Annotated in this window: 28 protein-coding genes; 4 read left to right on the top strand and 24 right to left on the bottom strand. The window is 66.0% G+C overall.

Annotated features, from left to right (window positions below; genetic code table 11):
- Positions 1-32 precede the first annotated feature (32 nt).
- From QZ772_RS10190 to hisI, 3 genes are read right to left on the bottom strand one after another with little or no spacing between them, the layout of a single operon-like run.
- Positions 33-422: a hypothetical protein gene (locus tag QZ772_RS10190; RefSeq protein WP_295525489.1), complete on the bottom strand. Its 390-nt coding sequence runs from the start codon at positions 420-422 to the stop codon at positions 33-35.
- Between the two features lie 43 nt (positions 423-465).
- Positions 466-846 (bottom strand): phosphoribosyl-ATP diphosphatase, encoded by a 381-nt coding sequence (locus tag QZ772_RS10185; protein WP_295525706.1) that lies wholly within the window; start codon positions 844-846, stop codon positions 466-468.
- Positions 847-869: 23 nt separating this feature from the next.
- Positions 870-1,262 carry a phosphoribosyl-AMP cyclohydrolase gene (hisI, locus tag QZ772_RS10180; RefSeq protein WP_295525487.1) on the bottom strand — a complete coding sequence of 131 codons (393 nt, stop codon included), beginning with the start codon at positions 1,260-1,262 and terminating at the stop codon, positions 870-872.
- 492 nt (positions 1,263-1,754) lie between these two features.
- On the opposite strand from hisI, the gene QZ772_RS10175 reads away from it, so the two are divergent.
- From QZ772_RS10175 to QZ772_RS10160, 4 genes are all read left to right on the top strand, one after another.
- Positions 1,755-2,474, top strand: coding sequence for a YjbF family lipoprotein (locus QZ772_RS10175; RefSeq protein WP_295525485.1), 720 nt, complete (start codon positions 1,755-1,757; stop codon positions 2,472-2,474).
- A complete protein-coding gene (locus tag QZ772_RS10170) occupies positions 2,471-5,497 on the top strand; it encodes a YjbH domain-containing protein (RefSeq protein ID WP_295525483.1) in 3,027 nt (1,008 codons plus the stop codon). The genes QZ772_RS10175 and QZ772_RS10170 overlap by 4 nt, the downstream gene beginning before the upstream one ends.
- 111 nt (positions 5,498-5,608) lie before the next feature.
- A complete protein-coding gene (locus QZ772_RS10165) occupies positions 5,609-6,043 on the top strand; it encodes a low molecular weight protein-tyrosine-phosphatase (RefSeq protein ID WP_295525480.1) in 435 nt (144 codons plus the stop codon).
- 26 nt (positions 6,044-6,069) lie between these two features.
- Positions 6,070-8,301 (top strand): polysaccharide biosynthesis tyrosine autokinase, encoded by a 2,232-nt coding sequence (locus QZ772_RS10160; RefSeq protein ID WP_295525477.1) that lies wholly within the window; start codon positions 6,070-6,072, stop codon positions 8,299-8,301.
- Between the two features lie 124 nt (positions 8,302-8,425).
- Here the strand turns inward: QZ772_RS10160 and QZ772_RS10155 are convergent, their stop codons facing one another.
- From QZ772_RS10155 to QZ772_RS10055, 21 genes are all read right to left on the bottom strand, one after another.
- Positions 8,426-9,586 (bottom strand): polysaccharide biosynthesis/export family protein, encoded by a 1,161-nt coding sequence (locus QZ772_RS10155; protein ID WP_295525475.1) that lies wholly within the window; start codon positions 9,584-9,586, stop codon positions 8,426-8,428.
- Positions 9,587-9,718: 132 nt separating this feature from the next.
- Positions 9,719-10,498 (bottom strand): imidazole glycerol phosphate synthase subunit HisF, encoded by a 780-nt coding sequence (gene hisF, locus QZ772_RS10150; protein WP_295525473.1) that lies wholly within the window; start codon positions 10,496-10,498, stop codon positions 9,719-9,721.
- Between the two features lie 7 nt (positions 10,499-10,505).
- On the bottom strand, positions 10,506-11,363 hold the full coding sequence (locus QZ772_RS10145; RefSeq protein WP_295525471.1) for a D-hexose-6-phosphate mutarotase: 858 nt from the start codon (positions 11,361-11,363) through the stop codon (positions 10,506-10,508).
- A 48-nt stretch (positions 11,364-11,411) separates the two neighbouring features.
- On the bottom strand, positions 11,412-12,158 hold the full coding sequence (gene hisA / locus QZ772_RS10140) for a 1-(5-phosphoribosyl)-5-[(5-phosphoribosylamino)methylideneamino]imidazole-4-carboxamide isomerase (protein WP_295525468.1): 747 nt from the start codon (positions 12,156-12,158) through the stop codon (positions 11,412-11,414).
- Positions 12,159-12,287: 129 nt separating this feature from the next.
- Positions 12,288-12,935 (bottom strand): imidazole glycerol phosphate synthase subunit HisH, encoded by a 648-nt coding sequence (hisH, locus tag QZ772_RS10135; protein ID WP_295525465.1) that lies wholly within the window; start codon positions 12,933-12,935, stop codon positions 12,288-12,290.
- Between the two features lie 56 nt (positions 12,936-12,991).
- On the bottom strand, positions 12,992-13,639 hold the full coding sequence (hisB, locus tag QZ772_RS10130) for an imidazoleglycerol-phosphate dehydratase HisB (protein WP_294370533.1): 648 nt from the start codon (positions 13,637-13,639) through the stop codon (positions 12,992-12,994).
- Positions 13,636-14,748, bottom strand: a complete 1,113-nt coding sequence (hisC, locus tag QZ772_RS10125; RefSeq protein ID WP_295525462.1) for a histidinol-phosphate transaminase — start codon at positions 14,746-14,748, stop codon at positions 13,636-13,638. The genes hisB and hisC overlap by 4 nt, the downstream gene beginning before the upstream one ends.
- Before the next feature lie 35 nt (positions 14,749-14,783).
- Positions 14,784-15,140: a hypothetical protein gene (locus QZ772_RS10120; RefSeq protein WP_295525460.1), complete on the bottom strand. Its 357-nt coding sequence runs from the start codon at positions 15,138-15,140 to the stop codon at positions 14,784-14,786.
- Positions 15,137-16,462, bottom strand: coding sequence for a histidinol dehydrogenase (gene hisD, locus QZ772_RS10115; RefSeq protein WP_295525457.1), 1,326 nt, complete (start codon positions 16,460-16,462; stop codon positions 15,137-15,139). Before hisD ends, QZ772_RS10120 begins: the two co-directional genes overlap by 4 nt.
- 28 nt (positions 16,463-16,490) lie before the next feature.
- The gene (gene hisG, locus QZ772_RS10110) at positions 16,491-17,132 is read right to left on the bottom strand and encodes an ATP phosphoribosyltransferase (protein ID WP_017759882.1); all 642 of its coding nucleotides are present in this window, start codon (positions 17,130-17,132) and stop codon (positions 16,491-16,493) included.
- Positions 17,129-18,409 (bottom strand): UDP-N-acetylglucosamine 1-carboxyvinyltransferase, encoded by a 1,281-nt coding sequence (gene murA / locus QZ772_RS10105; protein WP_295525455.1) that lies wholly within the window; start codon positions 18,407-18,409, stop codon positions 17,129-17,131. Before murA ends, hisG begins: the two co-directional genes overlap by 4 nt.
- A 43-nt stretch (positions 18,410-18,452) precedes the next feature.
- Positions 18,453-18,695 (bottom strand): BolA family protein, encoded by a 243-nt coding sequence (locus QZ772_RS10100; RefSeq protein ID WP_234194533.1) that lies wholly within the window; start codon positions 18,693-18,695, stop codon positions 18,453-18,455.
- A 74-nt stretch (positions 18,696-18,769) separates the two neighbouring features.
- Positions 18,770-19,540: an ABC transporter permease gene (locus QZ772_RS10095; protein WP_294370765.1), complete on the bottom strand. Its 771-nt coding sequence runs from the start codon at positions 19,538-19,540 to the stop codon at positions 18,770-18,772.
- 5 nt (positions 19,541-19,545) lie between these two features.
- Positions 19,546-20,493: an ABC transporter ATP-binding protein gene (locus QZ772_RS10090; protein WP_295525452.1), complete on the bottom strand. Its 948-nt coding sequence runs from the start codon at positions 20,491-20,493 to the stop codon at positions 19,546-19,548.
- 99 nt (positions 20,494-20,592) lie between these two features.
- On the bottom strand, positions 20,593-20,883 hold the full coding sequence (locus QZ772_RS10085; protein WP_295525448.1) for an STAS domain-containing protein: 291 nt from the start codon (positions 20,881-20,883) through the stop codon (positions 20,593-20,595).
- A 10-nt stretch (positions 20,884-20,893) separates the two neighbouring features.
- Positions 20,894-21,544 carry a phospholipid-binding protein MlaC gene (locus tag QZ772_RS10080; RefSeq protein WP_295525446.1) on the bottom strand — a complete coding sequence of 217 codons (651 nt, stop codon included), beginning with the start codon at positions 21,542-21,544 and terminating at the stop codon, positions 20,894-20,896.
- Between the two features lie 118 nt (positions 21,545-21,662).
- The gene (locus QZ772_RS10075) at positions 21,663-22,466 is read right to left on the bottom strand and encodes a VacJ family lipoprotein (RefSeq protein ID WP_295525442.1); all 804 of its coding nucleotides are present in this window, start codon (positions 22,464-22,466) and stop codon (positions 21,663-21,665) included.
- Positions 22,463-22,969 carry an outer membrane lipid asymmetry maintenance protein MlaD gene (gene mlaD, locus QZ772_RS10070; RefSeq protein ID WP_295525439.1) on the bottom strand — a complete coding sequence of 169 codons (507 nt, stop codon included), beginning with the start codon at positions 22,967-22,969 and terminating at the stop codon, positions 22,463-22,465. Before mlaD ends, QZ772_RS10075 begins: the two co-directional genes overlap by 4 nt.
- Before the next feature lie 9 nt (positions 22,970-22,978).
- Entirely contained in the window at positions 22,979-23,761 is a 783-nt protein-coding gene (mlaE, locus tag QZ772_RS10065) for a lipid asymmetry maintenance ABC transporter permease subunit MlaE (RefSeq protein ID WP_295525437.1), read from the bottom strand.
- The gene (locus QZ772_RS10060) at positions 23,758-24,585 is read right to left on the bottom strand and encodes an ABC transporter ATP-binding protein (protein ID WP_295525702.1); all 828 of its coding nucleotides are present in this window, start codon (positions 24,583-24,585) and stop codon (positions 23,758-23,760) included. Before QZ772_RS10060 ends, mlaE begins: the two co-directional genes overlap by 4 nt.
- 348 nt (positions 24,586-24,933) lie before the next feature.
- The gene (locus QZ772_RS10055; protein ID WP_295525434.1) at positions 24,934-26,412 is read right to left on the bottom strand and encodes a glutamate synthase subunit beta; all 1,479 of its coding nucleotides are present in this window, start codon (positions 26,410-26,412) and stop codon (positions 24,934-24,936) included.
- Between the last annotated feature and the right edge of the window lie 26 nt (positions 26,413-26,438).

The raw sequence follows: 26,438 nt of genomic DNA, 5'->3' as shown, positions 1-26,438 counted from the left end.
GAGGTCTGGAAATTCGGGGGTGACGAAGGCGCTCAGGTCACCGCAGAGGCGTCCATGGGTCGGCCGGCATTCATCCGGACCATGCCCTTGACGATCCGGTACAGGAACCACAGCGAGATCAGGCTCCAGGCGATCCATCCCGGCACGAGAAAGAGCAGCCAGAGCCACGAGGTCAGGACGTAGAGCAATCCCGCCCACAGCACCGATCGGATGCGCCATGTGAAATGGGAGGCCTGCCAGGTCCCAGCCGCATCGTCGCGCTTGACGAAGTCGATCAACAGGGCAATGAGCAGCAACAGCACAGACACCTGGGCGCCGGGCACGACGGCCGCAATGGCGACGATGAGGTGCAGCACATAGCTCACCCAGCCCACAGCACGGAGCGAATCGCTGCCACCGACTTCGATGATGTCCTTGCTCATTCCATGTTCCTGCTCAATTCAATGGCCCCAGGGCACCAGGTCGTCAATCGCCTGCTGCCTCGCGCGCCTCGGCCTTGCGTAGGGCTTTCTCCTCGATGCCGCTCATCCCTTCGCGGCGCGCCAGTTCAGCTGCCACATCCCGTGGAGAAAGGCCGTAATGCGCGAGTGCAACCATGCAGTGGAACCAGAGGTCGGCGACTTCGTTCACTATTTTTTCGCGCCCGGCGCCGTGGTCGGCATCCTTGCAGGCCATGACCACCTCCGTGGCTTCCTCCCCGATCTTCTTGAGGAAGCCGTCGGGGCCCTTGTGGAATAGCCGGGCCACATAGCTGCGATCGGGGTCTCCACCCTCGGCAGGGCGCCGGCTCTCGATCACGGCGGCGAGACGGTCGAAGGTGTCGGACGTAGGAGAGGTTTCAGTCACAGCGAAAGAGAAGGCAGAGGTCGTCACTTGTAGATGGAAGATGGATCCTTGAGCACCGGCTCGACGGTCACCCATCGCCCATCCGCATATGTCTGAAAAAAACAACTGTGACGGCCGGTGTGACACGCGATGCCGGGATCATGGCCCTGCTGCGTGACCATCAGAAGAATCACGTCTTTGTCACAGTCGAGACGAACCTCATGGACAGTCTGTACATGGCCCGACTCCTCGCCCTTGAACCAGAGCTTTCCTCGCGAGCGGCTGAAGTACACCGCGCGGCCCGTCTCGATCGTCTTTGCCAGCGCATCCCGGTTCATCCAGGCGAACATCAGCACATCGTTGCTGCCTCGCTCCTGCGCAATCACCGGGACTAGCCCGCTGGCGTCCCATCTCACTTCGTCCAGCCAAGTCGTCATAGTGAGATTGTGACTCGAACGCAACGCAGTAATGTGTTGGTCTTCCACACAAGTGCCGGTAAACTCCGCCACAAACGCTCGTTGGCCATGTCGGCGAGGCCGTTTCTATCGGTTTTTTTGGGGAACTGCTATGAACTTTGCTCGCTTTGTTTCCGTGGTCGCTGCTGCGGCCGTCTTCTCCGCACCGCTGGTCGCCGGCGCACAGTCTGGCGCCGCCGCAGGTGCCGCACCTACGACTGGTGCTGCTAGTGCTGGCGCTGCAGGCGGAGCTGCCGCAGCCGGCGCCGCAGCCGGTGGCCTTGGAGCCCTCGGCGTTGCTGGAATCGTTGTCGCGGCGGGCGTCGGCCTTGGCGTTGCCAACGGCGGTGGCGGTGGCGGCGGCGGTAATGTGCCTCTCGTCGGCTTTGGGACGACTGGCACCACGGGCACTACCGGCACGACTCGGTGACGCACGGCATCCTCCCTAAAAGGAGGGTGCGACCCGAAGTTCTCATGCGGCCTTTGATTGTGAATCCAAGGCCGTTTTGTTGCGCTTTCACCGCGCTTCTGCTCACCGCATGCTCAACAGGTGGTGGTGCGATCACAGAAAGCGGACGCTATCTCTTCAACGACTTCTTCGGTCGTACCGACAGCTCCACTCCGTCCTTTGATCCTGCTCTATCCTATTTGCGCGCGACCAAAGGTGGTGCTGTTGCATATCTGGTTCTCGGCTACGTCGATTCAACACCGTCGGGCTCAGTTGAGGTCTGGTACAGCGCTCGCCGGGAGGTTTTGCGGTTGCGCAATGGACGACTAGTCGGCACGACAGGACTCGACCTCGATTGGCGGGCCAGTCAAACCGTTGGTTTGCCCTCATGGCAAACTCTTATGTTGACGCAGCAAGAGGCTAGCTACCGGCGGACGAGGGATATCGAGCCAACGTACCAGTTTGGCATCGATGAACAGATACGTATCGTTCGTCTCGCCTCATACAAGCCTATAGCACTACAAAGCCATCCATCAGCGAGCCTGACGTGGTTCGAGGAGCATGCGGAATCTCTTGTTCCAGGTGCAGCGTCATTGCCGCCCTCCCGCTTCGGCGTAGCAGTCGCTGATGACGGCTCCCCATATGTGGTTTATTCGGAACAGTGTCTGAGCGCCGACGTGTGTTATTCCTTCGAGCGCCTGCAAGCGCCTCCTGCGACCGCTGCGGCAGCGGCGGCCGGCTCATGACGAACGGCCCGTCCACATTTCGCCTCCGCCTTTTTACGGTCCACTTGCTTGCAGCGCTGTTTTGGGGCGGCGCGCACATGGCACTTGCACAGACGGCCACCACAAGCGCCAAGGAATCCGTTGTCCCAACCCTTGAGGGCGAACGACTGAGCCAGTGGCTGCTGCACCAATCTACGGAACCTGCAGACCCCGGCTTGGCTTGGCTCGTACCGCAAGAGAAACTTCCTCAGCAGTACCTGCGCAACGTACTGCTGATCCACCTCGAGCGGTCCGCCGCGGCAAGGTCCGGTCAGGACAGGACCATTCGGGAAGGGCTTCTGGCGCGACTCCACGGAATGCCTGCAACAGGCCGTGTGGCCCTCGGCAATGTCGATCCTCGTTGGTTAGAGGTGAATCCTGGCGAAGACCCCGTCGCGGGAGACCGCGCGCAGTTCGTCCTTCCCCGCCAATCCGGTCGCGATGTTGTGGTCGTTCAGCCAGACGGAACGCTTTGCCATGTACCGCACGCGGCAGGGCGATGGGTGGGGGACTACCTTCGCGCCTGCGGGAGCTTTTCTGGTGTCGATTGGGCCTGGATCGCCCAGCCGGATGGCCGGACGGCCCGCCTAGGCATGGCGCTATGGAACCGTTCGGCAGGTATGGAAGCAGCGCCGGGCGCATGGATTTGGGCGCCGCCTCGGGCGATGACTGACTTGGTCGCCGCGTCGGAAGGCCTAGTCCGCTTTCTCGCCACACAGGGGCCCGCACCGGCCGCGCCACGAGGGGACGACGCAGCGCCCACCCGAAGCTCATCGACCGCAGCGTTCCAGAATGCCGGGACCTTGCCCGTTATTGCTGCGCCTGCTCCCAGACCACTCGATATCAGTGCGAACGATTGGGGGGAAGTCGGCTTACTGCAGACGCCAAGCGCCCGGATGAGCCCTGCCGGCGAATTCCGGACGTCCTATAGCAACGTTTGGCCCTACAGCCGGCTGAATGTGATGTTCCAGCCCTTCGACTGGATGGAAGCCGGCTTTCGCTACACCAGCATTTCCAACCGCGAGTACGGTCCAGAGATCAGCACCCAGGCGTACAAAGACAAAAGCATCGACGTCAAGTTTCGGCTCCTTGGGGAGTCAGCTTACGTTCCTGAGGTTGCACTTGGGTTTCGCGACATCGGCGGCACTGGTCTTTTCTCGAGTGAATACTTGGTTGCCAACAAGCGTCTCGGCGACTTCGATTTCAGCCTCGGACTTGGATGGGGTTATCTAGGCTCCAGCGGCAATGTCAGAAACCCCCTCGCGCTGCTCAGTAGCCGCTTTGAGACGCGTCCCGTGAGTAGTAACAGCGGGGGCGCTGCTGGATCTGCCAACTTCAACAGCTATTTCCGCGGTCCCGCCGCCGTGTTCGGGGGTGTGCAGTGGCGCACGCCCTGGGATCCCCTCGCTCTCAAGATCGAGTACGACGGCAACAACTACCAGAACGAGCCGCTGGCCAATCCATTGCCGCGGCGCACCCCCATCAACGTGGGCCTGTCCTACCGGATAAATCAGAACGTCACACTGTCCGCAGGCGTCGAGCGGGGCGAGAAGTTCATGATCGGCTTTACGCTGGGCGGCAATCTCGCTGCGGCCAAGGTGCCAAAGGTGCTAGATCCGCCACCGCCCAACTTTGCGCCGAATGCGCCCGACACAGCACCTGACTGGCAGAACACTGCGTCTCAGATCGAGGCGCAGACGGGTTGGCGCGTGCTGCGCATCGCACCCAAGGATGATGTTCTTCACGTGTGGGTCATGGACGCGAACACCGTCTATCGGGCCGCCCGAACAGAGCGCGCGGTGGCTGTGCTGCATGCCGCCGCTCCCGCTGCCATACGCGTTTTCGTCATCAATTATGAAGAGCGGGGCATTCCGCTGCACGCACAGGCCATCGTCCGGGACGAATGGGTGCGGGCCAAAGCTCAGCCGCTTCCCCCGCACTTGGCCCGGGATGTGACACGCAGTGACTACGCCCCCACAGACGTGGCCGAGGCGAGCCTTCCTTCCGTCCATGCGACTTTCGTCGCCAATTCGCCGACAGCTCCCAGCGCAGCCCTTTCGGCAACCCAGGAGGCCGCGAGCCTCTCAGGCCCGAACGGGGCGTGGCGGCGGTCCGCAGATACTTTCGAGTATGGGCTGTCCCCAAATTTCAGCCAGGTGATCGGCGGCCCGAATAATTTCGCACTGGTGGAGTTGGGTGCAAAGGCCAACGCCCAGTACAACTTCTCGCGCCAGACTTGGCTGCAAGGCCAAGTGAACCTTCGTCTGGCTGACAACTACAACAGCTTTACGTACGACGCACCCAGCGGGCTGCCCCGAGTGCGGACTGACCAGCGACTCTACCTAACCACGAGCCGGGTCACGATTCCGAACCTGCAGCTCACGCATGTGGGTCAATTGAGCGACAACCAGTTTTACAGCGTCTATGGCGGGTATCTGGAGCCGATGTTCGCCGGTGTGGGGGCCGAATGGCTGTACCGACCATGGGGCAGCCGCGTCGCATTCGGCATCGACGTCAACCATGTCCGCCAGCGCGAGTACGCGCAGCACTTTGCCCTGCGCGACTACCAGGTCAACACCGGCCATGCCTCGCTCTACTGGAACACCGGCTGGAACGGCGTCCTGGTGCGCGTCAGCGCGGGCCAATACCTGGCAGGCGACCGGGGCGTCTCGCTTGAAGTTGCCCGGCGTTTCGACAACGGACTCACAGTAGGCGCCTATGCCACTAAGACGAATGTGTCGGCAGCCCAGTTTGGCGAAGGAAGTTTCGACAAGGGCATCTATCTGGCGATCCCGTTGGACGCCCTCTTGCCCCGCTCGAGCCGCGCCTTGGTCGGCTTCAACTGGTCGCCGCTGACACGCGATGGCGGCGCCCGGCTAGGCCGCGCCGTCCCGCTTTACGACTTGACGTATATCCGCGACCCCGAGGCATTCCGTTTCGGCCCGTCGCCAGATGGCAAGCCCCGGGCAGGCGACAACATTCTGGACTTCGACGCCAAGCGATGAGCGCATCGACACAGTTAGCATCCAAGGCCTGGCGCACCGCGTACCCACTTCACCGGATCGGCACCGTGATGCCCTGCCGACGCCCTCTGGATCCTCTCCCCGCTGTTATCAATGAAGTCCATCCTCGTCATCTGCGTGGGAAACATTTGCCGCAGTCCCATGGCCGAGGCCTTGCTTGCACAGAAATTGCCTGCCTTGCATGTACGCTCTGCCGGCGTGGGCGCACTCATCGGCCACCCGGCCGATCCCATGGCCCAGACCCTGATGGCCGAACGCGGCATCGACATCGCCAAACACCGCGCCCGCCAGGTGAATCGCTCCATGTGTCAGGAGGTCGACCTGGTTCTCACCATGGACGACGCCCAGAAGCGCTTCATCGAACAAAGCTACACGTTCACCCGAGGCAGGGTCTACCGCATCGGCGAAGCCGCCAAGGTAAACGTCCCCGACCCCTACAAGGAAGGCCGCGATGCGTTCGAGAACGCCTTGCGCCTCATCGACGCCGGTGTCCAGATCTGGGCTGAGCGGATCCGCAAACTCTCATGAAGTCTTCAGCCCACGCGGCCAGCCCCATGCAAACTTCCCCCGCTCACGTTCCGCCGCCAGAGAAAGACGATGACGAGATCCATCTGGCCGAGTACTTCGACATCCTGGTGGACAACCGGTGGCTTGTCGCGACGATCACCGCGCTGGCGCTGATCATCGGGGCCGCCTATGCGCTGCTGTCCACGCCGATCTACCAATCCAACCTGCTGATCCAGGTCGAGGATGCGGCACCCGACGCCAAGGGCTTCCTGGGCGATGCATCCAGCCTCTTCGAAGTGAAGACGCCCGCCACCGGCGAAATCCAGGTGCTTCGCTCCCGCCTGGTCCTGGGTGGCGCCGTCGATGCGACGCGCTATTACATCGACGCCCGGCCCGACTACGTGCCCCTGGTCGGCGAATGGCTGTCGCGGCGCGCCAAGTCCCTTTCCAAACCCATGTCCCTGCCCGGCCTGGGCGGGCGCGTGTACGGCACCGAGAAGATCGACGTCAGCCGGTTCGTCGTTCCGGCGGAGCTGGAAGACCAGAAGCCCTTCATCGTCACGGCGCTCGGTCAGGGCCGGTACGAGCTGGAACATCCGGACCTCGACCAGCCCCTGCCGGGTCGCGTGGGCGAACAACTGGAGCACAAGACGCCCTTTGGCGAGATCGAGATCAAGATCGACACGCTGGAAGGCGAGGCCGGCGCAAAGTTCGTGGTGCAGCGCTATTCGCGCCTGCGCACCATCGAAGACCTGCAGCGCCGCCTGCAGGCGAGCGAGCAGGGACGTCAGTCCAACGTGATCAGCGTCGCGCTCGAGGAAAGCAATCGCACGCGCCTGACCTCGATCCTCAACGCCATCGCCGCCACCTACGTCGATCAGAACCGCGAGCGCAAGGCCGCCGAGGCCGAACGTACGCTGGGCTTCCTGGACCAGCAGTTGCCGGAATTCAAGCGTCAGCTCGAGCGCTCCGAGGACGCCTACACCCGCTTCCGCAACCAGAACTCAACCGTGGCGTTCGACGAGGAAGCCAAGGCAACCCTGACGCAGATCGTCGAACTGCAGGGCAAGCTGCTCGAAGCCCAGCAGAAGCGCCGCGAACTGGCGGCGCTGTACACGGGCAACCATCCGCGCATCCAGACCATCGACCAGCAGATCGCGCTGATCCAGAAGGACATCAACGCCCTCAATGCGCGAGTCGGGCGTATGCCGACCATCCAGCAGGACGCTTTCCGTTTCGAACGCGACGTGCGCGTGGGCAGCCAGCTCTACCAGTCGCTGCTCAACAACTCGCTGCAGCTACGCCTCGTCAAGGAGGGCAAGACCGGCAACGTCCGGCTGCTGGACCCGGCCGTTCCGCCGCGCCTGCCGGTCAAGCCCCAGAAGAGCCTGATCGTGGCGCTTGCGGGCGTGCTGGGCCTGCTCGCCGGCGTGGCCCTCGCATTCGTGCGCAGCATGTTCTTCAGCGGCATCCGCAATCCGCAGGAGATCGAGAACCACACGGGCATGAGCGTGATGTCGGTCATTCCGTACACGCTCGAGCAGGGCGTGCTGGAGGCACGCATCGCCGCAGGCCAGAAGGGCGTGCACATCCTCACCGCCGACAACCCGGAAAGCACGGCGGTGGAAAGCGTGCGCAGCCTGCGCATCGCGCTCCAGTTCGCCTTGTTGGAAGCCGAGAACAACCGTGTTCTGATCACCGGCCCAACGCCAGGGATCGGCAAGAGCTTCGTGTCGTCCAACTTCGCGGCCGTTATGGCCGCCGCAGGCAAGCGGGTGCTGCTGCTCGATGCGGACATGCGCAAGGGCTATATCAACAAGCAGTTTGGCCTCAAGCGGGAGGGCGGCCTTTCCGAACTGCTGCTTGGCGATCTCACGCTGGAACAGGCGATTCATGCGCAGGTGCTGCCCAACCTGGACGTAATAACGACCGGCCGCTACCCGCCGAATCCCTCGGACATGCTGATGTCCGACACCTTTGGACGCCTGCTCGACACGCTTTCGGCCCGATACGATCTGGTTGTGATGGACGCCCCGCCAGTGCTGGTGGCCGCCGACGCCGCTGCGGCAGGTGCCCACGCTGCCGTGGTGCTGATGGTGGCCCGTGCCGACCAGACGCAGATGGGCGAGCTGGTGGAAAGCAACAAGCGGTTGCGCCAGGCCAACATCGTGCCCGCGGGTGTGGTGTTCAACGCGATGGACATGACGCGCCGCCATTACGGCAGCCAGGGCTATCGCTACGGCGGCTACCGCTATACCGAATACAAGTACAAGTCCTGAAGCGAGGTGGGCCGCCTTGCGCGGCCAGCCCCCAAACGCGCGTGGGTGAGAAATGACAAGGGCCGCCCTCGGGCGGCCCTTGTCATTGGCGTTGAAAGACCGGCTGCCAGCCGCCTGCGGCGACTTACCAGCCCCGCGCGCGATCGATGGTCTCGCTGCCCGTATTGACCGCCGCTGCAGACGGCAGGATGAGGCTGATCACGCGGTTCCAGCGCACCAGTGGGATCGGATCAATGTAGATCACATCCTGGGGACGCATCGGGAACTGGCTCGCCAGGGCGAAGGCGGCCGGGTTCTTGGCATCCAGCTGAAAGATCGCCGGCGAGCCGGTCGCTCCCTTGCGGATCACGTAGATCTGGCTGGGATTGGAGGTGTCGAGCGTCGGCCCCCCCGCTTCGCCCAGCGCCTCGTTCAACGTCAGGCGTCCGGAGCCGCGCAGCGCAAGCGCCATGGGGCGCAGCACTTCGCCCATCACGTAGACCTTGGTGTCCTCGCGCGTCCCCACCGTGATGGTGTCACTGTTGCGCAAGGGGATGTCGTTGAGGTCGTAGCCGGCCTCGCGCAAGGCGGGCAGATCGATGCGCACCGTGCGGCCACTGCGCGTAAGCGTGATTGACGACCGGTCCCCAGCGTCGGTGATGCCGCCCGCCCGATTGATGGCTTCCGCCATGGTCATCGGCAGGTCGGTGAAGATCTGCGAGCCGGGCGCGCGGACCTGGCCCTCCACATAGGCACGACGGCTGCGGAAGGACTGGATGCGCACGGTAACCTGAGGGCTCTGGATGTTGCGTGCCAGGCGGCGCGCAATCAGATCGCCCGCCTCGGACTCGGTCATGCCCTCGATCTTCACGCGGCCGACATAGGGAAAAGAGATCTCGCCATTGCCGCCGACGATGAAGCCGGGTGCCACACTCACACCGGTGGGGTCGACCGATTGCGTGATGACGGCACCCGCATTGGGCAGCAGTTCCGGATGGTCGTAAACGATCACGCCGACGACGTCACCTGGCCCGATCGTGTAGGGCTCCGGCTTGCCGAACAAGGCGCGAACGTCTGCGGGCAAGCCCGTCGGCGCCAGTTGCTGCAGGGTGCGCACCAGCGCTGTCGTGATGGGCGTGATGCGGCCTTCGGGTGCCTCATCGGGCACGTACTGGAATTTCGGCGGCAGCTCACTCTGGTCCGAATAGGGGCCAACGGGCCCCGGCCCCGGAATCACCGTGCAACCCTGGAGAGCCGCGGCTACCGCCAAAACCGTCCAGGCCGGCACATTCGCTGGGAATTTCAAGTCAACTACCCTGTTTGGATCATGGAGAGTGGCCTGGAACAGGCCGCGGAGGCCGCACGCGCACCGGCTGCAGCAGAGAGCAAAACTGCGGCCGATGATATTCGGCTTTGAAACCGCATCCGCGCCAAAACGTCAACAACGCACCACAATGCCGCGCTCGGCCATGTGCACCTTTGCTTCGCCCACGGTGTGCTGGCCATAGTGGAAGATGCTGGCGGCCAGCACGGCGTCCGCGCCGCCCTGTTGCACGCCGTCGGCCAGGTCGGCCAGGGAGCCGACGCCGCCCGAGGCAATCACGGGCACGCTCACTGCATCGCTCACTGCACGGGTCAGCGCAATGTCGAAACCGCTTTTGGTTCCATCGCGGTCCATGCTGGTCAGCAGGATTTCGCCAGCGCCGCGGCGCGCCATTTCGGTGGCCCACTGCACGGCATCCAGGCCGGTGTTCTTGCGACCGCCATGGCTGTAGACGTCCCAGCCTTCGCCGCGCTTCACGGCTTCCTCGGGCGTGCGCCGCTTGGCGTCGATGGCCACCACGATGCACTGGGCCCCGTACTTGGACGAGGCATCGTCGATCACCTGCGGATTGGCGATGGCGGCGGAATTGAAGCTGGTCTTGTCGGCGCCGGCATTCAGGAGCCGGCGTACATCTTCCACCGTGCGCACGCCGCCACCCACCGTCAGCGGAATGAAGACCTGCGAGGCCACGGCCTCGATGATCGGAAGGATCAGGTCGCGGTCGTCGCTGGTGGCCGTGATGTCCAGGAAGGTCAGTTCGTCCGCGCCTTGCGCGTTGTAGCGGGCAGCGATTTCCACCGGATCGCCCGCGTCGCGCAGTTCCAGGAAGTTGACGCCCTTGACCACCCGGCCCCCGGTGACGTCGAGGCAGGGAATGATGCGTTTGGCGAGCATGGCAGGATCAGGAAGTCGAAGAGGAGGAAGGCCGGGCGTCGAGTTGCTGCCACAGCCGAACATCGGTGCCGGGCGCCAGTTCGACAGGCGTGTCGATGGCCGCAGCCTCGACGCAGAGCATGTGGCGCCAACCGTCGGCCGGCATGTCGGCGAGCCGCGCGCACAGCGCGGGACCGGGGTTCCACACGACCGTCTCCGGGCAGGTGGACGAGGCGGCAATGCGCAGTTCGCCAGCCGGTGCACGCAGCACCAGGGGATGGGCGGGCGAAGCATAGACGCTGTCGAATTCCTCGCCGAAGCGCAGTGCGTCGCGGCTCTCGGTCGAACGCTCGTCCCGCACCGCGTCCCAGCGGGCCGTACCCTTCAGCCCATGAAGCTGCGCATCTTCCAGATCGTTGACCCGCAGGTAGCTGTGCAGCGCCGCCGTGAACGACCAGGGCGTGGTGCCGGAATTGCGCACCTGCAGTTCGATGCGCAGCACATGGGCCTCGGGCACGTGCACGCTCAGGCGCAGCTCGAACTGCTCGGGCCAGGTGGCGCGGGTTTTCTCGCTGTCTTTCAGGCTCAGGACGACCGTGTCGGCGGCCGCGCCAGGCACCACCTGCCAGGGCAGGTTGCGCGCGAAGCCATGCTTGACGAGCGGACCCCGCTGGTTGAACTGCGGAAAGCAGACCGGAACGCCGCCACGAATTGCCGCACGTCGATCGAACACGGCCAAAGGACTCAGGTAGAGCCGCTCCGTGCCATCCGCGCTCCGCCAGGACAGCACATGCCCGCCATGCAACGCCACCGTGACCTGGTCGCCCGTGGTGGCCGACAGTTCGACGGCCGGCTGGCCGTGGACGGTGATCTCGCGCAAGCTCATCCGAAAGTCCTCATGCGACCACTGAAGGCGGGAAGGCGACGGGCGGCGTCAGGCCGCATCGGCCAGTTCGTCGGCCCGGGCCTGTGCCTTGCCGAAGTCCAGATCGCCCGAGTAGATCGCGCGCCCGCAGATCACGCCCTCCACCCCCTCGCTTTCCACCGCGCACAGCTGCTCGATGTCGGCGATGTTGGACAGGCCGCCCGACGCGATCACCGGAATGGTCAGCGCCTGCGCCAGTCGCACCGTGGCGTCGATGTTGATGCCCGACAGCATGCCGTCGCGGCCGATGTCGGTGTAGATGATGGACTCGACGCCGTAGTCTTCGAACTTCTTGCCCAGGTCCACCACCTCGTGGCCGGTGAGCTTGCTCCAGCCGTCGGTGGCGACCTTGCCGTCCTTGGCGTCCAGCCCCACGATGATGTGGCCGCCGAAGGCCACGCATGCATCCTTGAGGAAACCGGGGTTCTTCACCGCCGCCGTGCCGATGATCACGTAGCGCAGGCCGTCGTCGATGTAGCGCTCGATGGTGTCCAGGTCACGGATGCCGCCGCCCAGTTGCACCGGAATGTCGTCACCCACCTCGCGCAGGATCGCCTTGATGGCTGCATGGTTCTGCGGCTTGCCGGCGAAGGCACCGTTCAGGTCCACCAGGTGCAGGCGGCGGGCGCCGGCCTCCACCCACTTGCGCGCCATGGCCGCGGGGTCTTCGCTGAAGACGGTCGATTGGTCCATGTCGCCCTGCTTGAGCCGAACGCAATGGCCGTCCTTGAGATCGATGGCGGGAATGAGGAGCATGATGAGGCGCTGAAGAGTGCCAGGAACGAAGGAGGAGAAAAGCGAAACGAATCGATCCGAACCGGCCGTCTCAGGCGGCTGCGGGGCGCGCGGGCGCCCACCGCAACCGCGGTGATCGGCCTGGCCGATTCAGGGAGTCCAGTGGAGGAAGTTCCGGTAAAGCTGCAGACCGTGGTCGGCGCTCTTCTCCGGGTGAAATTGGGTCGCAAAAATGTTATCGCGGGCCACCGCCGCGGTAAAGCGGCCACCATAGTCGGCCTCGCCCACGCTGTGCGCCGCGTCCTGCGGACGGGCATAGAAGCTGTGGACGAAATAGAACCACGCACCCTCGGGAATCCCCTTCCACATCGCATGCGGCCGCGCCTGCGAGACCTGGTTCCAGCCCATCTGCGGCACCTTGAAGTGGCTGCCGTCGGGTTGCAGGCGACCCGCCAGCTGGAAGCGCAACACCTCACCGGGGATCAGGTCCAGGCCCTCGCTGGGGCCTTCCTCGCTGCGGCCCAGCAGCATCTGCATGCCGACGCACACACCGAACAGCGGCTTGCTCGCAGCGGCTTCGAGCACCGAGGCCAGCAGGCCGGACTCGCGCAGCTCACGCATGCAGTCGGGCATGGCGCCCTGGCCGGGCAGCACCACTCGGGTGGCCGCGCGCACGACCTCGGGGTCGGCGGTCACGTGCACCTCCACGCCCGCGGCATCGGCCGCGTGGCACACGGCCTGGGACACGGACCAGAGATTGCCCATGCCGTAGTCCACCACGGCGACGCTGTTCTTCATCGGAGTCATTCGGGTCGGAAAGGACCGGTCGGGCGACAGTGCGCCGGTAGGGAGGTTTACAGGGATCCCTTGGTGGAGGGAATCACGCCCGCCGAGCGGGGGTCGAGTTCGAGCGCGGCGCGCACGGCGCGGGCGAAGGCCTTGAAGATCGTCTCGCACTGGTGGTGCGCGTTGACGCCCTTGAGGTTGTCGATGTGCAGCGTCACGCCCGCGTGATTGACGAAGCCCTGGAAGAACTCGAAGGTCAGCTGGGTGTCGAAGCCGCCGATCATGCCGCTGGTGAAGCGCACATCCATGTGCAGGCCCGGGCGGCCGGAGAAGTCGACCACCACGCGCGACAGCGCCTCGTCGAGCGGCACATAGGCATGGCCGTAGCGGCGGATGCCCTTCTTGTCGCCCACCGCGCGGGCGACCGCCTGGCCCAGGGTGATGCCGACGTCTTCGACCGTGTGATGGCCGTCGATGTGCAGGTCGCCTTCGCAATGCACGTCCAGGTCGATCAGGCCGTGGCGGGCGATCTGGTCGAGCATGTGGTCGAAGAAGCCGATGCCGGTGGCCAGTTGGGCCTTGCCGCTGCCGTCGAGGTCGACGCGCACGCGGATCTTCGTCTCGGCCGTGTTGCGGGCGACCTCGGCGATGCGCGCCGGGGGCGTGGCGCCGCCGGCGGCGGCAACGATGGCGTCGGGAGCCGTGGGGGTGTTCATAGGGAGGCTTGGAGGGCCGCCAGCATGCGCGCGTTGTCGTCGGGGGTGCCGACCGTCAGGCGCAGGCAGTTCGCCAGCAGCGGGTGCATTCTAGAAACGTTCTTGATCAGGACCCCGCGCGCCTTCATGCCGGCGAAGGCCGCATCGGCATCGGGCACGCGCAGCAGGACCATGTTCGCCTCGCTGGGCCACACCTTCACGCCCGGGAGCGCCTTCAGCGCCTCCACCAGCCGGCTGCGCTCGTCGCGGATCGCGCGGGCCTGCGCCTCGAACACCTCGGCATGCGCCAGCGCGAAAAGCGCGCATTCGGCATTGAGCACGCTGATGTTGTAGGGCGGGCGCACCTTGTCGATCTCGGCCGCCAGCGCCTCGGGCGCCAGCAGGTAGCCTAGGCGCACGCCGGCCAGGCCGAACTTGCTGAGGGTGCGCATCAGCACGACATGGCCGTGGCCGGCAGGATCGCGACGGATCTCGTCCAGCCAGCTGTGGGCGGCGAAAGGCTGGTAGGCCTCGTCGATCACGACCAGGCCGCCCTGCTCGCCCTGGGCGGCGATCAGCCGGCGCATGACGGCGGCGTCGAACAGGTTGGCGGTCGGGTTGTTGGGGTAGGCCAGGTAAAGCAGCGCAGGCTTGTGCTCGGCGATGGCGGCCAGCATGGCGGCCTCGTCGAGCTGGAAATCGGCATCCAGCGGCACGCCGACGAAGCGCAGCCCCTGGAGCTGCGCGCTCAGCGCATACATCACGAAGCCGGGCAGCGGCGCCAGGATGGTGGCGCCCGGCTGGTCGCAGGCGATGGCCAGCAGCGAAATCAGCTCGTCCGAGCCGTTGCCCAGCACCAGCGACTGGCCGACCGGCAGGTCCACATGGGCCGCGATCGCCGTCTTGAGCCGCTGGGCCTCGTCACCGGGATAGCGGTTGACGGCCAGCGCGCCCAGGCGGGCGCCCAGTTCGGCCTGCAACTCGGGCGGCAGGCCGTAGGGGTTCTCCATCGCGTCGAGCTTGAGCAGGCCCTCGGCGGACTGCACGACGTAGGCATGCATGTCGCGGACGTCGGGGCGGATGCGTTCGAGGGCGCGGCGGGTCAGGTCGGGAGTCGAGGAGTTGGTCATGACGGTAGGACGTTCGGACGCGGACGATCGGCCGCTCACGGGCTGCAGCGGTAGGCGCTCTGCAGGGCCGCCGACAGCACCAGCTGCACCGGCATGTCGGCCTCGTAGAGTTGGGCATTGCGCGCCAGCTCGCCCTGGAACAGGGATCGCGCCATCGAGGGCTCCAGCCGGCGGCCTGCCACGCAAAAGGGCGGCTTCTGGCCACTGCGCTGCGTCGCCTCGGCCGATTCGCGCAGGCCCTCGACCACGCCGACCAGGTAATAGCTGGCGTAGTTGGGGCCTTCCTTGCCTGCGGCCTCCAGCGTGCGGAACTCGCGCAGGCTCATGGCCGAAGCCGCTGCGGCGACACCCAGCAGCGCCAGCGCCAGCAGGGCCTGGCGCGCGGCGTTCACGGCCGTCCTTCCAGCCGCAGTTCGGCCGCGCGGGCATGCGCCTGCAGGCCCTCGCCATAGGCCAGCTCTGCGGCAATGGGGCCGAGCGCACGCGCACCGGCCTCGCTCACCTCGATCAGGCTGCTGCGCTTCTGGAAGTCGTACACGCCCAGCGGCGAGGAGAAGCGCGCAGTGCCCGAGGTGGGCAACACGTGGTTGGGACCGGCGCAGTAGTCGCCCAGGCTTTCGCTGGTGAAGGCGCCCAGGAAGATTGCGCCGGCGTGCTTCAGCAGCGGCTCCCAGCGCTGCGGTTCGCGGCTGGAGACCTCCAGGTGCTCGGGCGCGATCCGGTTGCTGATGGCGCAGGCCTCTTCCATGTCGCGCGTGTGGATCAGCGCGCCGCGGCCGTTGAGGCTGGCCGCAATGATCTCGCGCCGCGGCATGGTGGGCAGCAGGCGGTCGATCTCGCGCTGCACGGCGTCGATGTAGGCGGCGTCCGGACACAGCAGGATGCTCTGGGCCAGCTCGTCATGCTCGGCTTGGCTGAACAGGTCCATGGCCACCCAGTCGGGCGGCGTGCTGCCGTCGGCCAGCACCAGGATCTCGCTGGGGCCCGCGATCATGTCGATGCCCACGGCGCCGAAAACGCGGCGCTTGGCGGCCGCCACGTAGGCATTGCCCGGGCCGGTGATCTTGTCCACGGCCGGCACCGTCGCCGTGCCGTAGGCCAGCGCGGCCACGGCCTGTGCACCGCCGATGGTGAAGGCGCGTGTGACGCCCGCCACGTGGGCGGCTGCGAGCACCAGCGGGTTCTTCTCGCCGCGCGGGGTGGGTACCACCATCACGATCTCGCCGACGCCGGCCACGTGCGCCGGGATGGCGTTCATCAGCACGCTCGACGGATAGGCCGCCTTGCCGCCCGGCACATAGATGCCCACGCGGTCCAGCGGCGTGACCTTCTGGCCCAGCAGCGTTCCGTCCTCGTCGCGGTAGGTCCAGCTCTCGCCGCTCGCCTTCTTCTGGGCCTCGTGGTAGCTGCGCACGCGGCGGGCGGCGGCTTCGAGGGCGTTGCGCTGCGCATCCGGCAGCGCGTCGAAGGCGGCCTTCAGCTCGACCGGATCCAGCGCCAGCGCCGACAGCGAATCCGCTTCGAGGCCATCGAAGCGGCGGGTGTAATCCAGCACCGCGGCGTCGCCGCGCTGCTGCACGTCGGCCAGGATGTCCGCCACGCGCTGCTCGATGGCCGCATCGGTGTCCGCCGCCCAATGCAGACGCGCCTTGAACGCGGCCTCGAAATCGGGCGCGGAGGTGGCGAGACGCAATGGAGTGGCTTGCAGGGTCATGGCAGCGGCAGGGTGGGAGAAGAATCGGTCAGTTCTGCGGAAGGGCCGACGCGAAGGCGTCGATGATGCGGCGGATGGGCTCGCGCTTGAGCTTGAGCGCAGCCTGATTGACGACCAGGCGGGCGCTGATGTCCATGATGCGCTCGACCTCCACCAGGTGGTTGGCGCGCAACGTATTGCCGGTGGAGACCAGGTCGACGATGGCATCGGCCAGGCCGGTGAGCGGCGCCAGTTCCATGCTGCCGTAGAGCTTGATCAGGTCCACGTGCACGCCCTTGCGGGCGAAGAACTCGCGGGCCAGGCCCACATACTTGGTGGCCACGGCCAGGCGCGCGCCCTGGCGCACCGCATGGGCATAGTCGTAGTCGGCGCGCACGGCCACGCTCAGGCGGCACCGGGCGATGCGCAGGTCCAGCGGCTGGTACAGGCCTTCGCTGCCATGCTCCAGCAGCACGTCCAGGCCGGTCACGCCCAGGTCGGCGCCGCCGTACTGCACGTAGGTGGGCACGTCCGATGCGCGCACCAGCACCACGCGAACATCGGGGCGGGTCGTCGGCAGGATCAGCTTGCGCGACTTCTCGGGGTCTTCGGTCACCTCGATGCCGGCAGCGGCCAGCAGCGGCAGCGTCTCTTCGAAGATGCGTCCCTTGGACAAGGCGAGCGTGATCACGCGGCGGCTCCGGTGGAAATGCGTTCGATGTCGGCGCCCAGGCTGCCGAGCTTGCGTTCGATGCGGTCGTAGCCGCGGTCCAGGTGGTAGATGCGGTCCACCAGGGTCTCGCCGTCGGCCACCAGGCCGGCGATGACCAGGCAGGCAGAGGCACGCAGGTCGGTGGCCATTACCGAGGCCCCCGACAGGCGAGGCACGCCTTCAATGACGGCCGTGCGGCCATCGGTCTGGATGCGCGCACCGAGCCGCAGCAGTTCGTTGACATGCATCATCCGGTTCTCGAAGATCGTTTCGGTGACCGTCGATGCGCCTTCCGAGATGACGTTCAGCGCCATGAACTGCGCCTGCATGTCGGTCGGAAAGCCAGGGTACTCGGTCGTGCGGAAGCTCTGGCCCTTGAGGCGACCCTGCGAGCGGATGCGCAGTCCGCCCGCCTCCTCGGTGATCTGCGCACCGGCATCGCGCAGCTTCTCGACCACGGCATCCAGGTGATCGGCGCGGGCGCCGCGCAGCAGCACGTCGCCGCCCGTGGCCGCCACGGCGCACAGGAAGGTGCCGGCCTCGATGCGGTCCGCCACCGTCGCATGTTCGCAGCCGTGCAGGCGCTCCACCCCCTGGATGCGGATGCGGCTGGTGCCGTGGCCTTCGATCTTCGCGCCCATCTTGATGAGCATCTCGGCCAGGTCGGGGATCTCCGGCTCCTGGGCCGCGTTCTCCAGCACCGTTTCGCCTTCGGCCAGCGTGGCGGCCATCAGCAGGTTCTCGGTGCCGGTCACGGTGACCATGTCGGTGGTGATGCGCGCGCCGCGCAGGCGCGTGAGGCCAGGCTGCAGCCGGGCCATCATGTAGCCATGCTCGACGTCGATCTCGGCGCCCATGGCGCGCAGGCCCTTGATGTGCTGGTCGACCGGCCGCGAGCCGATGCCGCAGCCGCCGGGCAGCGACACCTTGGCATGGCCGAAGCGCGCCACCAGCGGACCCAGCGCGAGCACCGACGCGCGCATGGTCTTGACCAGCTCGTAGGGTGCCTCGGGCTGCGTCAGGTCGGCGGCGTCGAGGCTCACGGTGCCGTTGTCGTCGCGCTGCGCGGTCACGCCCATGTGGCGCACCAGCTTGAGCATGGTGGAGACGTCCTGCAGGCGCGGCACGTTGTGCACGACCACCGGGTCGGTGGTCAGCAACGCGGCGCACAACTGGGGCAGCGCCGCATTCTTGGCGCCGGAAATGGTGACTTCGCCGCCGAGCCTGCGCCCGCCGCGAATGAGGAGTTTGTCCATCAGGATTCCTTGGAACGGCGGCTGGGCCGTTCGGTCAACGGGCTCAGGCGCTCTGCTTGGCCCACTCGGCAGGCGTGTAGGTCTTCATCGACAGCGCATGCACTTCGTCGGTATGCATTTTCTCACCGAGGGTGGCATAGACCCGCTGATGGCGCTGGATGAGACGCTTGCCCTCGAATTCGGCCGAGACGATGGTGGCGAACCAGTGTCGGCCGTCGCCTTCCAGCGTGATGTGCTGGCAGGGCAGGCCGGCCTCGATCAGGGCCTGGAGTTCTTGGGCGGTCATGGTGGGGCGCGGGGCGGTCGTTGGATGCAGCAGCGGCCGAAAGGCAGTCGCGGCCTCGAAATGGCAGGCCTTCTTCAGCCTCGGATCTTGTAGCCGGTACGCAGCAGGTGCACCGCCACGGTACTCACCACGGCCAGCGCACCGGCCACGACGCCCAGGCTCAGCCAGGGCGACACGTCCGACATGCCGAAGAAGCCGTAGCGGAAGCCGTCGATCATGTAGAAGAAGGGGTTAAGGTGGCTCACCGCCTGCCAGAAGGGTGGCAGCGAGCCGATGGAATAGAACACGCCCGACAGGAAGGTCATGGGCATGATCAGGAAGTTCTGGAACACCGCCATCTGGTCGAACTTCTCGGCCCAGAGGCCGGCGATCAGGCCCAGCGTGCCGAGCAGGCCCGCGCCCAGCAGGGCGAAGAGCACGATCCACAGCGGCTGCGCGAAGGGCGGCACGGCGAAGAACATGGTGACCAGCAGCACGCCCGCGCCGACCACCAGGCCGCGCACCACCGACGAGCCCACATAGGCGAAGAACCAGCCCCAGTGGGACAACGGCGTCAGCAGCACGAACACCAGGTTGCCCATGATCTTGCTCTGGATGATGGACGACGAGCTGTTGGCGAAGGCGTTCTGCAGCACGCTCATCATCACCAGCCCCGGGATCAGGAAGGCGGTGTAGCTGAAGCGGCCGTAGACCTGGACGTGGTCCTCCAGCACATGGCCGAAGACCATCAGGTAGAGCACCGAGGTCAGCACCGGCGCGCCGACGGTCTGGCCGGCGACCTTCCAGAAGCGCAGCACCTCCTTGGCCAGCAGGGCGCGCCAGCCCATGGCGCGCGACAGCAGCATCTCTCTCATCGCGCCACCTCCAGCGGCGTCTGCTCGCCGGCCATCAGGTCGATGAAGACATCCTCCAGGTCGGCCTTGCGCATCTCCACGTCCTCGACCGGCACGCCGGCCTGGCGCAGGTTGGACAGCAACTGCTCCACCTCCAGCGCGTTCTGCGCCGGCAGCTGGACGATGCGGCCGGTGATGCGGGCGTTGCGGGCCAGCTCCCAGGGCAGCTCGGCATCGGTCTTGAAGCGCAGGACGTTGCTGGCCGCCGCCTTGAGCAGCTCGCTCGTGCGGTCCAGCGCCACCACCCTGCCCTTCTTGAGCATGGCGATGCGGTTGCACAGGGCTTCGGCCTCTTCGAGGTAGTGCGTGGTCAGCAGCACGGTGCTGCCCTCACGGTTGAGGCGGGCGACGAACTGCCAGAGCGTCTGGCGCAGTTCCACGTCCACGCCGGCAGTGGGCTCGTCGAGCACGATCACCGGCGGCTTGTGCACCAGCGCCTGCGCCACCAGCACCCGGCGCTTCATGCCGCCGGAGAGCTGGCGCATGTTGGCGTCGGCTTTGTCGGCCAGACCCAGGCTGGTGAGCAGCTCGTCGATCCAGTCGTCATTGCGTGCGATGCCGAAGTAGCCGGACTGCAGCCGCAGCGTCTCGCGGACATTGAAGAAGGGATCGAAGACCAGCTCCTGCGGCACGATGCCGAGCTGGCGGCGGGCATCGGCGAAGTGCGTCTGCACGTCGAAGCCGTGCACGCTCACCTGACCTGCGGTCGGCCGGGAGAGGCCGGCCAGGATGCTGATCAGGGTGGTCTTGCCCGCGCCGTTCGGGCCCAGAAGGCCGAAAAACTCGCCCTCCTCGATGTCGAAGCTGACGTCTTCCAACGCCCGCAGACCTGGATTGCCATGAGCCCGCTGCGCGCGGGACGGAGGATAGGTCTTGGAGACGGACTGGAAGGAGACGGCGGCCATAGGGGGTGGGGATTCTAGGTTCTTCCCCTTGCCCCCGGCCGAGCAAGGCTTCGACGCGCTGTGGCGCGCTGGCCGAAAGCGGGCCCTGCCGAGCTTCGCTCAGGGAGCAGATGGCAGCAAGCCGGCAACGCCATATAGCATCGCCAACTCCCGCAGACGGGCCGGCAGCCCCTTGACCGCAAAGCCGCGGCCCAATGCAGCCGCCTCGCGGCGGCACTCCAGCAGCACGGCAAGCGCCGAAGAATCGAATTGGCTCAGAGCGCTCGCATCCACAACAGCCGACGAGCCGGCCTGCGCCGTGAGACCCTGCTGCAACATCCGCATGCAGGCCGGCGCCTCGTCATGTGTCAGGCGCGGTGGCAGCATCAGCGTGAGAGCATCCAGCGCCATTGGCACGCCCTCAGCTGCGGGCGTTCGACTTGTTGCGCGCCGCGAGCGTCGCGATCAGGCCGTCGATGCCCTTGGCGTTGATCTCCTGTGCGAACTGCGTGCGATAGGTGTCGACCAGCCACACGCCCATTACATTGAGGTTGTAGACCTTCCAGCCATAGCCCTCACCGGGCGTCTTCTCGAGCCGATAGTCGATCTGCACGGGTTCGCCGGATCCCCGGACTTCGGTACGCACCAGCACTTCCTTGTCGTCAGCCGAGCCGCGGAACGGCTTGATGGTGACTGTCTGGTCGCTGACTTGGTCAAGCGCGCCGGCGTAGGTGCGAACCAGCAGCGTCTTGAATTCCTGCTGCAGGCGGTTGCGCTGGTCGGGCGTGGCTTGACGCCAGGCCGGACCGACGGCGGAAGACGTCATGCGCTGAAAGTTGACGTTCGGCATGATCTTCGCGTCGACCAGCGCCATGATCTTGGGGATGTCGCCGGCCTTGATGGAGCTATCAGCCTTGATGGTGTCCAGCACCTCGGTGGACAGGCGCTTGACAAGTGCATCCGGTGCCTCGTCGGCCGCCACGGCCGGGGCACTGGCGGCGCCGAGTGCGAAGACGAACGCGCCGAGGGTGGCCCAGCGGCCGAGCGTGCGTCGTTGGATGGCAAAAGTCATGAGATTCCCTTCAATCGTTGTGCGGCGTCCGCGGATCGCCGTTGGAGGAGCCGATACGGCACCGGTTCCGATGCGTGCGCAGCACTTGCAACCAACTGCAAGCGCCGCTGGCAGGCGATCATTCGTCGTCGTCCTGACGCCCGCGAACGCCACCGATCTCCGCCTTGCGACGCTGCAGATAAGCATCACGAACGAAGCTGTACGGGTCGAGCGCCGCATCCTCGAGCAGGCTGGTGGTGCGCAGATAGCGTGCACGTTTGTCCACGATGCGCAAGCCAGACAGGAACACCTCCCCGCCAGCGTCGTTGACGTACGCGACGGGGTCGCCCTTGCGATCGAGCGGCAGGGCGGCCGTGTCGCGCACGGTCGACGGCCCCAGCAACGGCAGCATCAGGTAGGGACCAGCGGGCACGCCCCAATAGCCCAGCGTCTGGCCGAAGTCGGCGCTGTGGCGCTCGATGCCCAGGTCAGAGGCAACGTCCAGCAGACCGCCCAATCCGAAGAAGGTATTGACGTTAAGCCGCATGAAGGTCTCGGCGCTGTTCTGGGCCTTGAGCTGCAGCACGTTGTTGGCGAAATTCCAGACATCACCCAGGTTACCGAAGAAGTTGGTGACACCGCTGCGCATGATCGATGGCACGACGTCGCGATAGGTGGTGGCCACCGGCTTCAGCACCTTGTCGTCCAGCCCCTTGTTGAAGCGGAAAACGCCGCGGTTGAACGGCTCGAACGGATCAGCGGGGTTGCGGGTCGGGGAGGCATCGTCGGTGCCCGCGCTGTCGGACGCGCCGCTCGCCGCCGCGGCAGGTGCGGGATTGGCCGGCGCCTGAGCCCATGCAAACGCCGGACCGATGGCCAAGACAGCCGCCAAGGTCCAGCGCGGCAGAGCGCGCGGTGGTGTCGCGCCGTGGAATGTCTTCATTTTTTGCTCCCTTCTGGTGTCTTGTTCGCTTCGCCGCCCGGCGAGCTGCCATCCGCAGCCTTGCTGTAGAGGAACTGGCTGATGAGGTTCTCCAGCACCACCGCCGACTGCGTCGACGAAATGGTGTCGCCCGCCTCCAGGTTCTTGTCGTCGGCACCCGCCTCGATGCCGATGTACTGCTCGCCCAGCAAACCGCTGGTGAGGATCTTCAGCGAGCTGTCCTTGGGAAAGTGGTAGCGCTCCTGCAGCGCCAGCGTCACGCGGGCCTGGAAGCTCTTGTCGTCGAAGCCGATCGATTCCACGCGCCCGACCACTACACCGGCACTCTTGACGGCCGTCTGCGGCTTCAGGCCGCCGATGTTGTCGAAGCGGGCCGTGATCCGGTAGGTCTTCTGGAAATTCAGGCTGAGCAGATTGGCCGACTGCAGGGCCAGGAAGAGTAGCGCCGCCGCGCCGATGAGCACGAACAGGCCAACCCAGAGATCGCTGCGGGAACGTTGCATTGGTTTACCTCAGAGGCTGAACATCATGGCGGTGAGGAGGAAGTCCAGCCCCAGCACCGCCAGCGAAGCCACCACCACGGTGCGCGTGGTGGCGCGGGAAACGCCCTCGGGCGTCGGCAGGGCCTCGAAGCCCTGGAGCAGCGCGACGAAGCTGACGGTAAAGCCGAATACGACGCTCTTGATGACGCCGTTGCCGACATCGCGCAGCACATCCACCCCGCTTTGCATCTGCCCCCAGAACGCGCCGGAATCCACCCCCAGCATCAGCACACCCACGACCCAGCCACCCAGCACACCCACGGCGCTAAACACGGCCGACAGCAGGGGCAGCGTGATCACACCGGCCCAGAAACGCGGCGCCAGGACCCGCCGCACGGGGTCGACGGCCATCATTTCCATGGCGCTGAGCTGCTCGCCCGCCTTCATCAGGCCGACCTCCGCCGTGAGCGACGTGCCTGCGCGTCCGGCGAACAACAGCGCCGCGACGACCGGCCCCAGTTCGCGCACCAGCGACAAGGTCACCAGCAGCCCCAGTGCGTCCGAAGCGCCGTAGCGCTGCAGCGTGTAGTAGCCCTGCAGCCCGAGCACGAACCCCACGAACAGACCGGACACCGCGATGATCGCCAGCGAATAGTTGCCAAGGAAGTGGATCTGGTCGCGAACGAGGCCAAAGCGCCGCAGGCAGGGCCCCAGGTCGGCCAGAAGGCGCATGAAAAGCCGGGCGCCATAGCCCAGGTCTGCCAGCTTGCGACGTGCGGCGAAGCCGACGTCTGCCGGATGCCACCACCTCATGGCCGGCCTCCGTGCATGTGGCCGAAATCCTCGTCCACCGTGGGACCGGGATAGTGGAAGCGCACCGGGCCCTCCGACTCGGCATTGACGAACTGATGTACGAGCGGATCGGTGCTGGCGCGCACCTCTTCCGGCGTGCCCTGCGCCGCGACCTTGCCATTGGCCAGAATGACCACGTGGTCGGCAATGCGGAAGGTTTCGTCCAGATCGTGCGACACGATCAGGCTCGTCAGTCCGAGCGCATCGTTCAACCGTCGGATCAGGCGTGCGGATGTGCCCAGCGAGATCGGGTCGAGCCCGGCGAAGGGCTCGTCGTACATCACGAGCTCGGGGTCCAGCGCGATGGCCCGGGCCAGGGCCACGCGACGCGCCATGCCACCGGAAACCTCGCTGGGCATGAGCCCACGGGCACCGCGCAGGCCCACGGCGTCCAGTTTCATGAGCACGATGTCGCGTATCAACGGCTCGGGCAGGGAGGTGTGCTCGCGCAGGGGAAAGGCCACGTTGTCGAACACCGTCATGTCGGTGAACAGCGCGCCGAACTGGAAGAGCATCCCCATCCGTCGCCGCGCGGTGTACAGCGCGGCGGAATCCATGCGTCCGACATCCTTGCCGTCGAAGCGCACCTCGCCCGCATTGGCCCGTACCTGGCCGCCGATCAGGCGCAACACCGTGGTCTTGCCACCGCCGGAGGCACCCATCAACGCCGTCACCCGTCCACGCGGCACGGCGAAGGAGACGCCGTCCAGGATGGCGCGCTCGCCGTAGCCAAAGCGCACATCACGGAACTCGACGAAGGGGGCGGTGTCGGCAGCGGACAAGATGGGGGAAAGGAAGGCGTGGGAAAGCGGATTCTCAAAAAAAGAGCAAGCCGGGCACCTGACTGGCATCCCGGCTTGGGCGACCGATGATAAGGGAAAGCACGTACGAGGCGCTGTCGGTGCGCCGGCACGCCGCTGTAAGGCGGCCGCCTCCTGGCGTGTCAGTGGTCGATTGCGCTGACGCGCCGCCCGCAGCGCATCGAACCGGCGCCACCCTCCTTATCGAAGGGCTGCGGAGCAGACCAAGCCATTGCACCTGCAGAACGGGCCTGGCCCGACCGCAGGGTGCGCCCCTTGAGGGGGATTGGACTTCCCCACGCAGTGAGGAAGTCCAAACGGTGTGGTTTCATCTCAGCGGGGCAGGTCGCTGAATCCCATCAGGAATTCGTCGACGGCGCGCGCTGCCTGGCGGCCTTCGCGGATGGCCCACACCACCAGCGACTGGCCGCGGCGCATGTCGCCGGCCGCGAACACCTTGGGCACGTTGGTGGCGTAGCCGCCGGTGAAGTCGACCGTCGCCTTGGCGTTGCCGCGCGCATCCTTCTCGACGCCGAAGGCTTCGAGCACCGGCGAGACCGGGCTCACGAAGCCCATGGCCAACAGGACCAGATCGGCCTTGTAGGTCTTCTCGGTGCCCGGCACCTCGACGAACTTGCCGTCCTTGAATTCCACGTGCACGGTCTTGAGGCCGGTGACCTTGCCCTTCTCGCCGATGAATTCCTTGGTCGAGATGGCGAACTCGCGCTCGCAGCCCTCCTCATGGCTGGAGGACGTGCGCAGCTTGTACGGCCAGTAGGGCCAGACCAGCGGCTTGTTCTCCGACTCGGGCGGCATGGGCATCAGCTCGAACTGGGTCACGCTGGCGGCACCATGGCGGTTGCTGGTGCCCACGCAGTCGGAGCCGGTGTCGCCGCCGCCGATCACGATGACGTGCTTGCCGTCGGCCCGCAGCTGGCCCTTGACCTTGTCGCCGGCGTTCACGCGGTTCTGCTGCGGCAGGAATTCCATTGCGAAATGGATGCCGTCCAGGTCGCGGCCGGGCGCGGGCAGGTCGCGCGATTGCTCGGCGCCGCCGGTCAGCAGCACGGCGTCGAACTCGGCCTGAAGCTGCTCGGGCGTGACGGTTTCCTTGGCCAGGTTGGTGACCTTGGAGCCCTTGCCCAGCGCGTCCTTGGCGGCACCGACGACCACGCCGGTGCGGAAGACCACGCCTTCGGCCTTCATCTGCTCGACGCGGCGGTCGATGTGCGACTTCTCCATCTTGAAGTCGGGGATGCCGTAGCGCAGCAGGCCGCCGACACGGTCGTTCTTCTCGAACAGCGTCACGTCGTGGCCGGCGCGGGCCAGCTGCTGGGCCGCGGCCAGGCCGGCGGGGCCGGCGCCGACGACGGCGACCTTCTTGCCGGTCTTGTGCTTGGCCGGGCGGGGCTTGACCCAGCCCTCGGCCCAGGCGCGGTCGATGATCGCGTGCTCCAGGGACTTGATGCCGACCGCGTCGTCGTTCACGTTCAGCACGCAGGCCGCTTCGCAGGGCGCGGGGCAGATGCGGCCGGTGAACTCGGGGAAGTTGTTGGTCGAGTCCAGCACCGCGAAGGCGTTCTTCCAGTCCTGGCGATACACCAGGTCATTGAAGTCCGGAATGATGTTGTTGACCGGGCAGCCGTTGTTGCAGAAGGGCGTGCCGCAGTCCATGCAGCGCGCACCCTGGATCTTGGCCTGCTGGTCGTCCAGCGCGACGACGAATTCCTTGTAGTGCTTCAGTCGCTCATCGACCGGGCGGTAGCCCTCTTCGAGCCGCTCGAATTCCATGAAGCCGGTGACTTTTCCCATCGTGTGTTCCTCGTTCTGGTTCGTGG

Source organism: uncultured Pseudacidovorax sp., from assembly GCF_913773995.1.
GTDB lineage: Bacteria > Pseudomonadota > Gammaproteobacteria > Burkholderiales > Burkholderiaceae_C > Xenophilus.
The sequence above is the reverse complement of the archived record's forward strand: the minus strand, read 5'-3'. Positions and strand labels throughout refer to the sequence as shown.

Excerpts from the sequence above, each read along its gene's own strand:
- QZ772_RS10190 (WP_295525489.1), bottom strand. The coding sequence starts at position 422 with ATGAGCAAGGACATCATCGAAGTCGGTGGCAGCGATTCGCTCCGTGCT.
- hisI (WP_295525487.1), bottom strand. The coding sequence starts at position 1,262 with ATGACGACTTGGCTGGACGAAGTGAGATGGGACGCCAGCGGGCTAGTC.
- QZ772_RS10175 (WP_295525485.1), top strand. The coding sequence starts at position 1,755 with ATGCGGCCTTTGATTGTGAATCCAAGGCCGTTTTGTTGCGCTTTCACC.
- QZ772_RS10170 (WP_295525483.1), top strand. The coding sequence starts at position 2,471 with ATGACGAACGGCCCGTCCACATTTCGCCTCCGCCTTTTTACGGTCCAC.
- QZ772_RS10165 (WP_295525480.1), top strand. The coding sequence starts at position 5,609 with ATGAAGTCCATCCTCGTCATCTGCGTGGGAAACATTTGCCGCAGTCCC.
- QZ772_RS10160 (WP_295525477.1), top strand. The coding sequence starts at position 6,070 with ATGCAAACTTCCCCCGCTCACGTTCCGCCGCCAGAGAAAGACGATGAC.
- hisF (WP_295525473.1), bottom strand. The coding sequence starts at position 10,498 with ATGCTCGCCAAACGCATCATTCCCTGCCTCGACGTCACCGGGGGCCGG.
- QZ772_RS10145 (WP_295525471.1), bottom strand. The coding sequence starts at position 11,363 with ATGAGCTTGCGCGAGATCACCGTCCACGGCCAGCCGGCCGTCGAACTG.
- hisA (WP_295525468.1), bottom strand. The coding sequence starts at position 12,158 with ATGCTCCTCATTCCCGCCATCGATCTCAAGGACGGCCATTGCGTTCGG.
- hisH (WP_295525465.1), bottom strand. The coding sequence starts at position 12,935 with ATGAAGAACAGCGTCGCCGTGGTGGACTACGGCATGGGCAATCTCTGG.
- hisB (WP_294370533.1), bottom strand. The coding sequence starts at position 13,639 with ATGAACACCCCCACGGCTCCCGACGCCATCGTTGCCGCCGCCGGCGGC.
- hisC (WP_295525462.1), bottom strand. The coding sequence starts at position 14,748 with ATGACCAACTCCTCGACTCCCGACCTGACCCGCCGCGCCCTCGAACGC.
- hisD (WP_295525457.1), bottom strand. The coding sequence starts at position 16,462 with ATGACCCTGCAAGCCACTCCATTGCGTCTCGCCACCTCCGCGCCCGAT.
- murA (WP_295525455.1), bottom strand. The coding sequence starts at position 18,409 with ATGGACAAACTCCTCATTCGCGGCGGGCGCAGGCTCGGCGGCGAAGTC.
- QZ772_RS10100 (WP_234194533.1), bottom strand. The coding sequence starts at position 18,695 with ATGACCGCCCAAGAACTCCAGGCCCTGATCGAGGCCGGCCTGCCCTGC.
- QZ772_RS10095 (WP_294370765.1), bottom strand. The coding sequence starts at position 19,540 with ATGCTGCTGTCGCGCGCCATGGGCTGGCGCGCCCTGCTGGCCAAGGAG.
- QZ772_RS10090 (WP_295525452.1), bottom strand. The coding sequence starts at position 20,493 with ATGGCCGCCGTCTCCTTCCAGTCCGTCTCCAAGACCTATCCTCCGTCC.
- QZ772_RS10085 (WP_295525448.1), bottom strand. The coding sequence starts at position 20,883 with ATGGCGCTGGATGCTCTCACGCTGATGCTGCCACCGCGCCTGACACAT.
- QZ772_RS10080 (WP_295525446.1), bottom strand. The coding sequence starts at position 21,544 with ATGACTTTTGCCATCCAACGACGCACGCTCGGCCGCTGGGCCACCCTC.
- QZ772_RS10075 (WP_295525442.1), bottom strand. The coding sequence starts at position 22,466 with ATGAAGACATTCCACGGCGCGACACCACCGCGCGCTCTGCCGCGCTGG.
- mlaD (WP_295525439.1), bottom strand. The coding sequence starts at position 22,969 with ATGCAACGTTCCCGCAGCGATCTCTGGGTTGGCCTGTTCGTGCTCATC.
- mlaE (WP_295525437.1), bottom strand. The coding sequence starts at position 23,761 with ATGAGGTGGTGGCATCCGGCAGACGTCGGCTTCGCCGCACGTCGCAAG.
- QZ772_RS10055 (WP_295525434.1), bottom strand. The coding sequence starts at position 26,412 with ATGGGAAAAGTCACCGGCTTCATGGAATTCGAGCGGCTCGAAGAGGGC.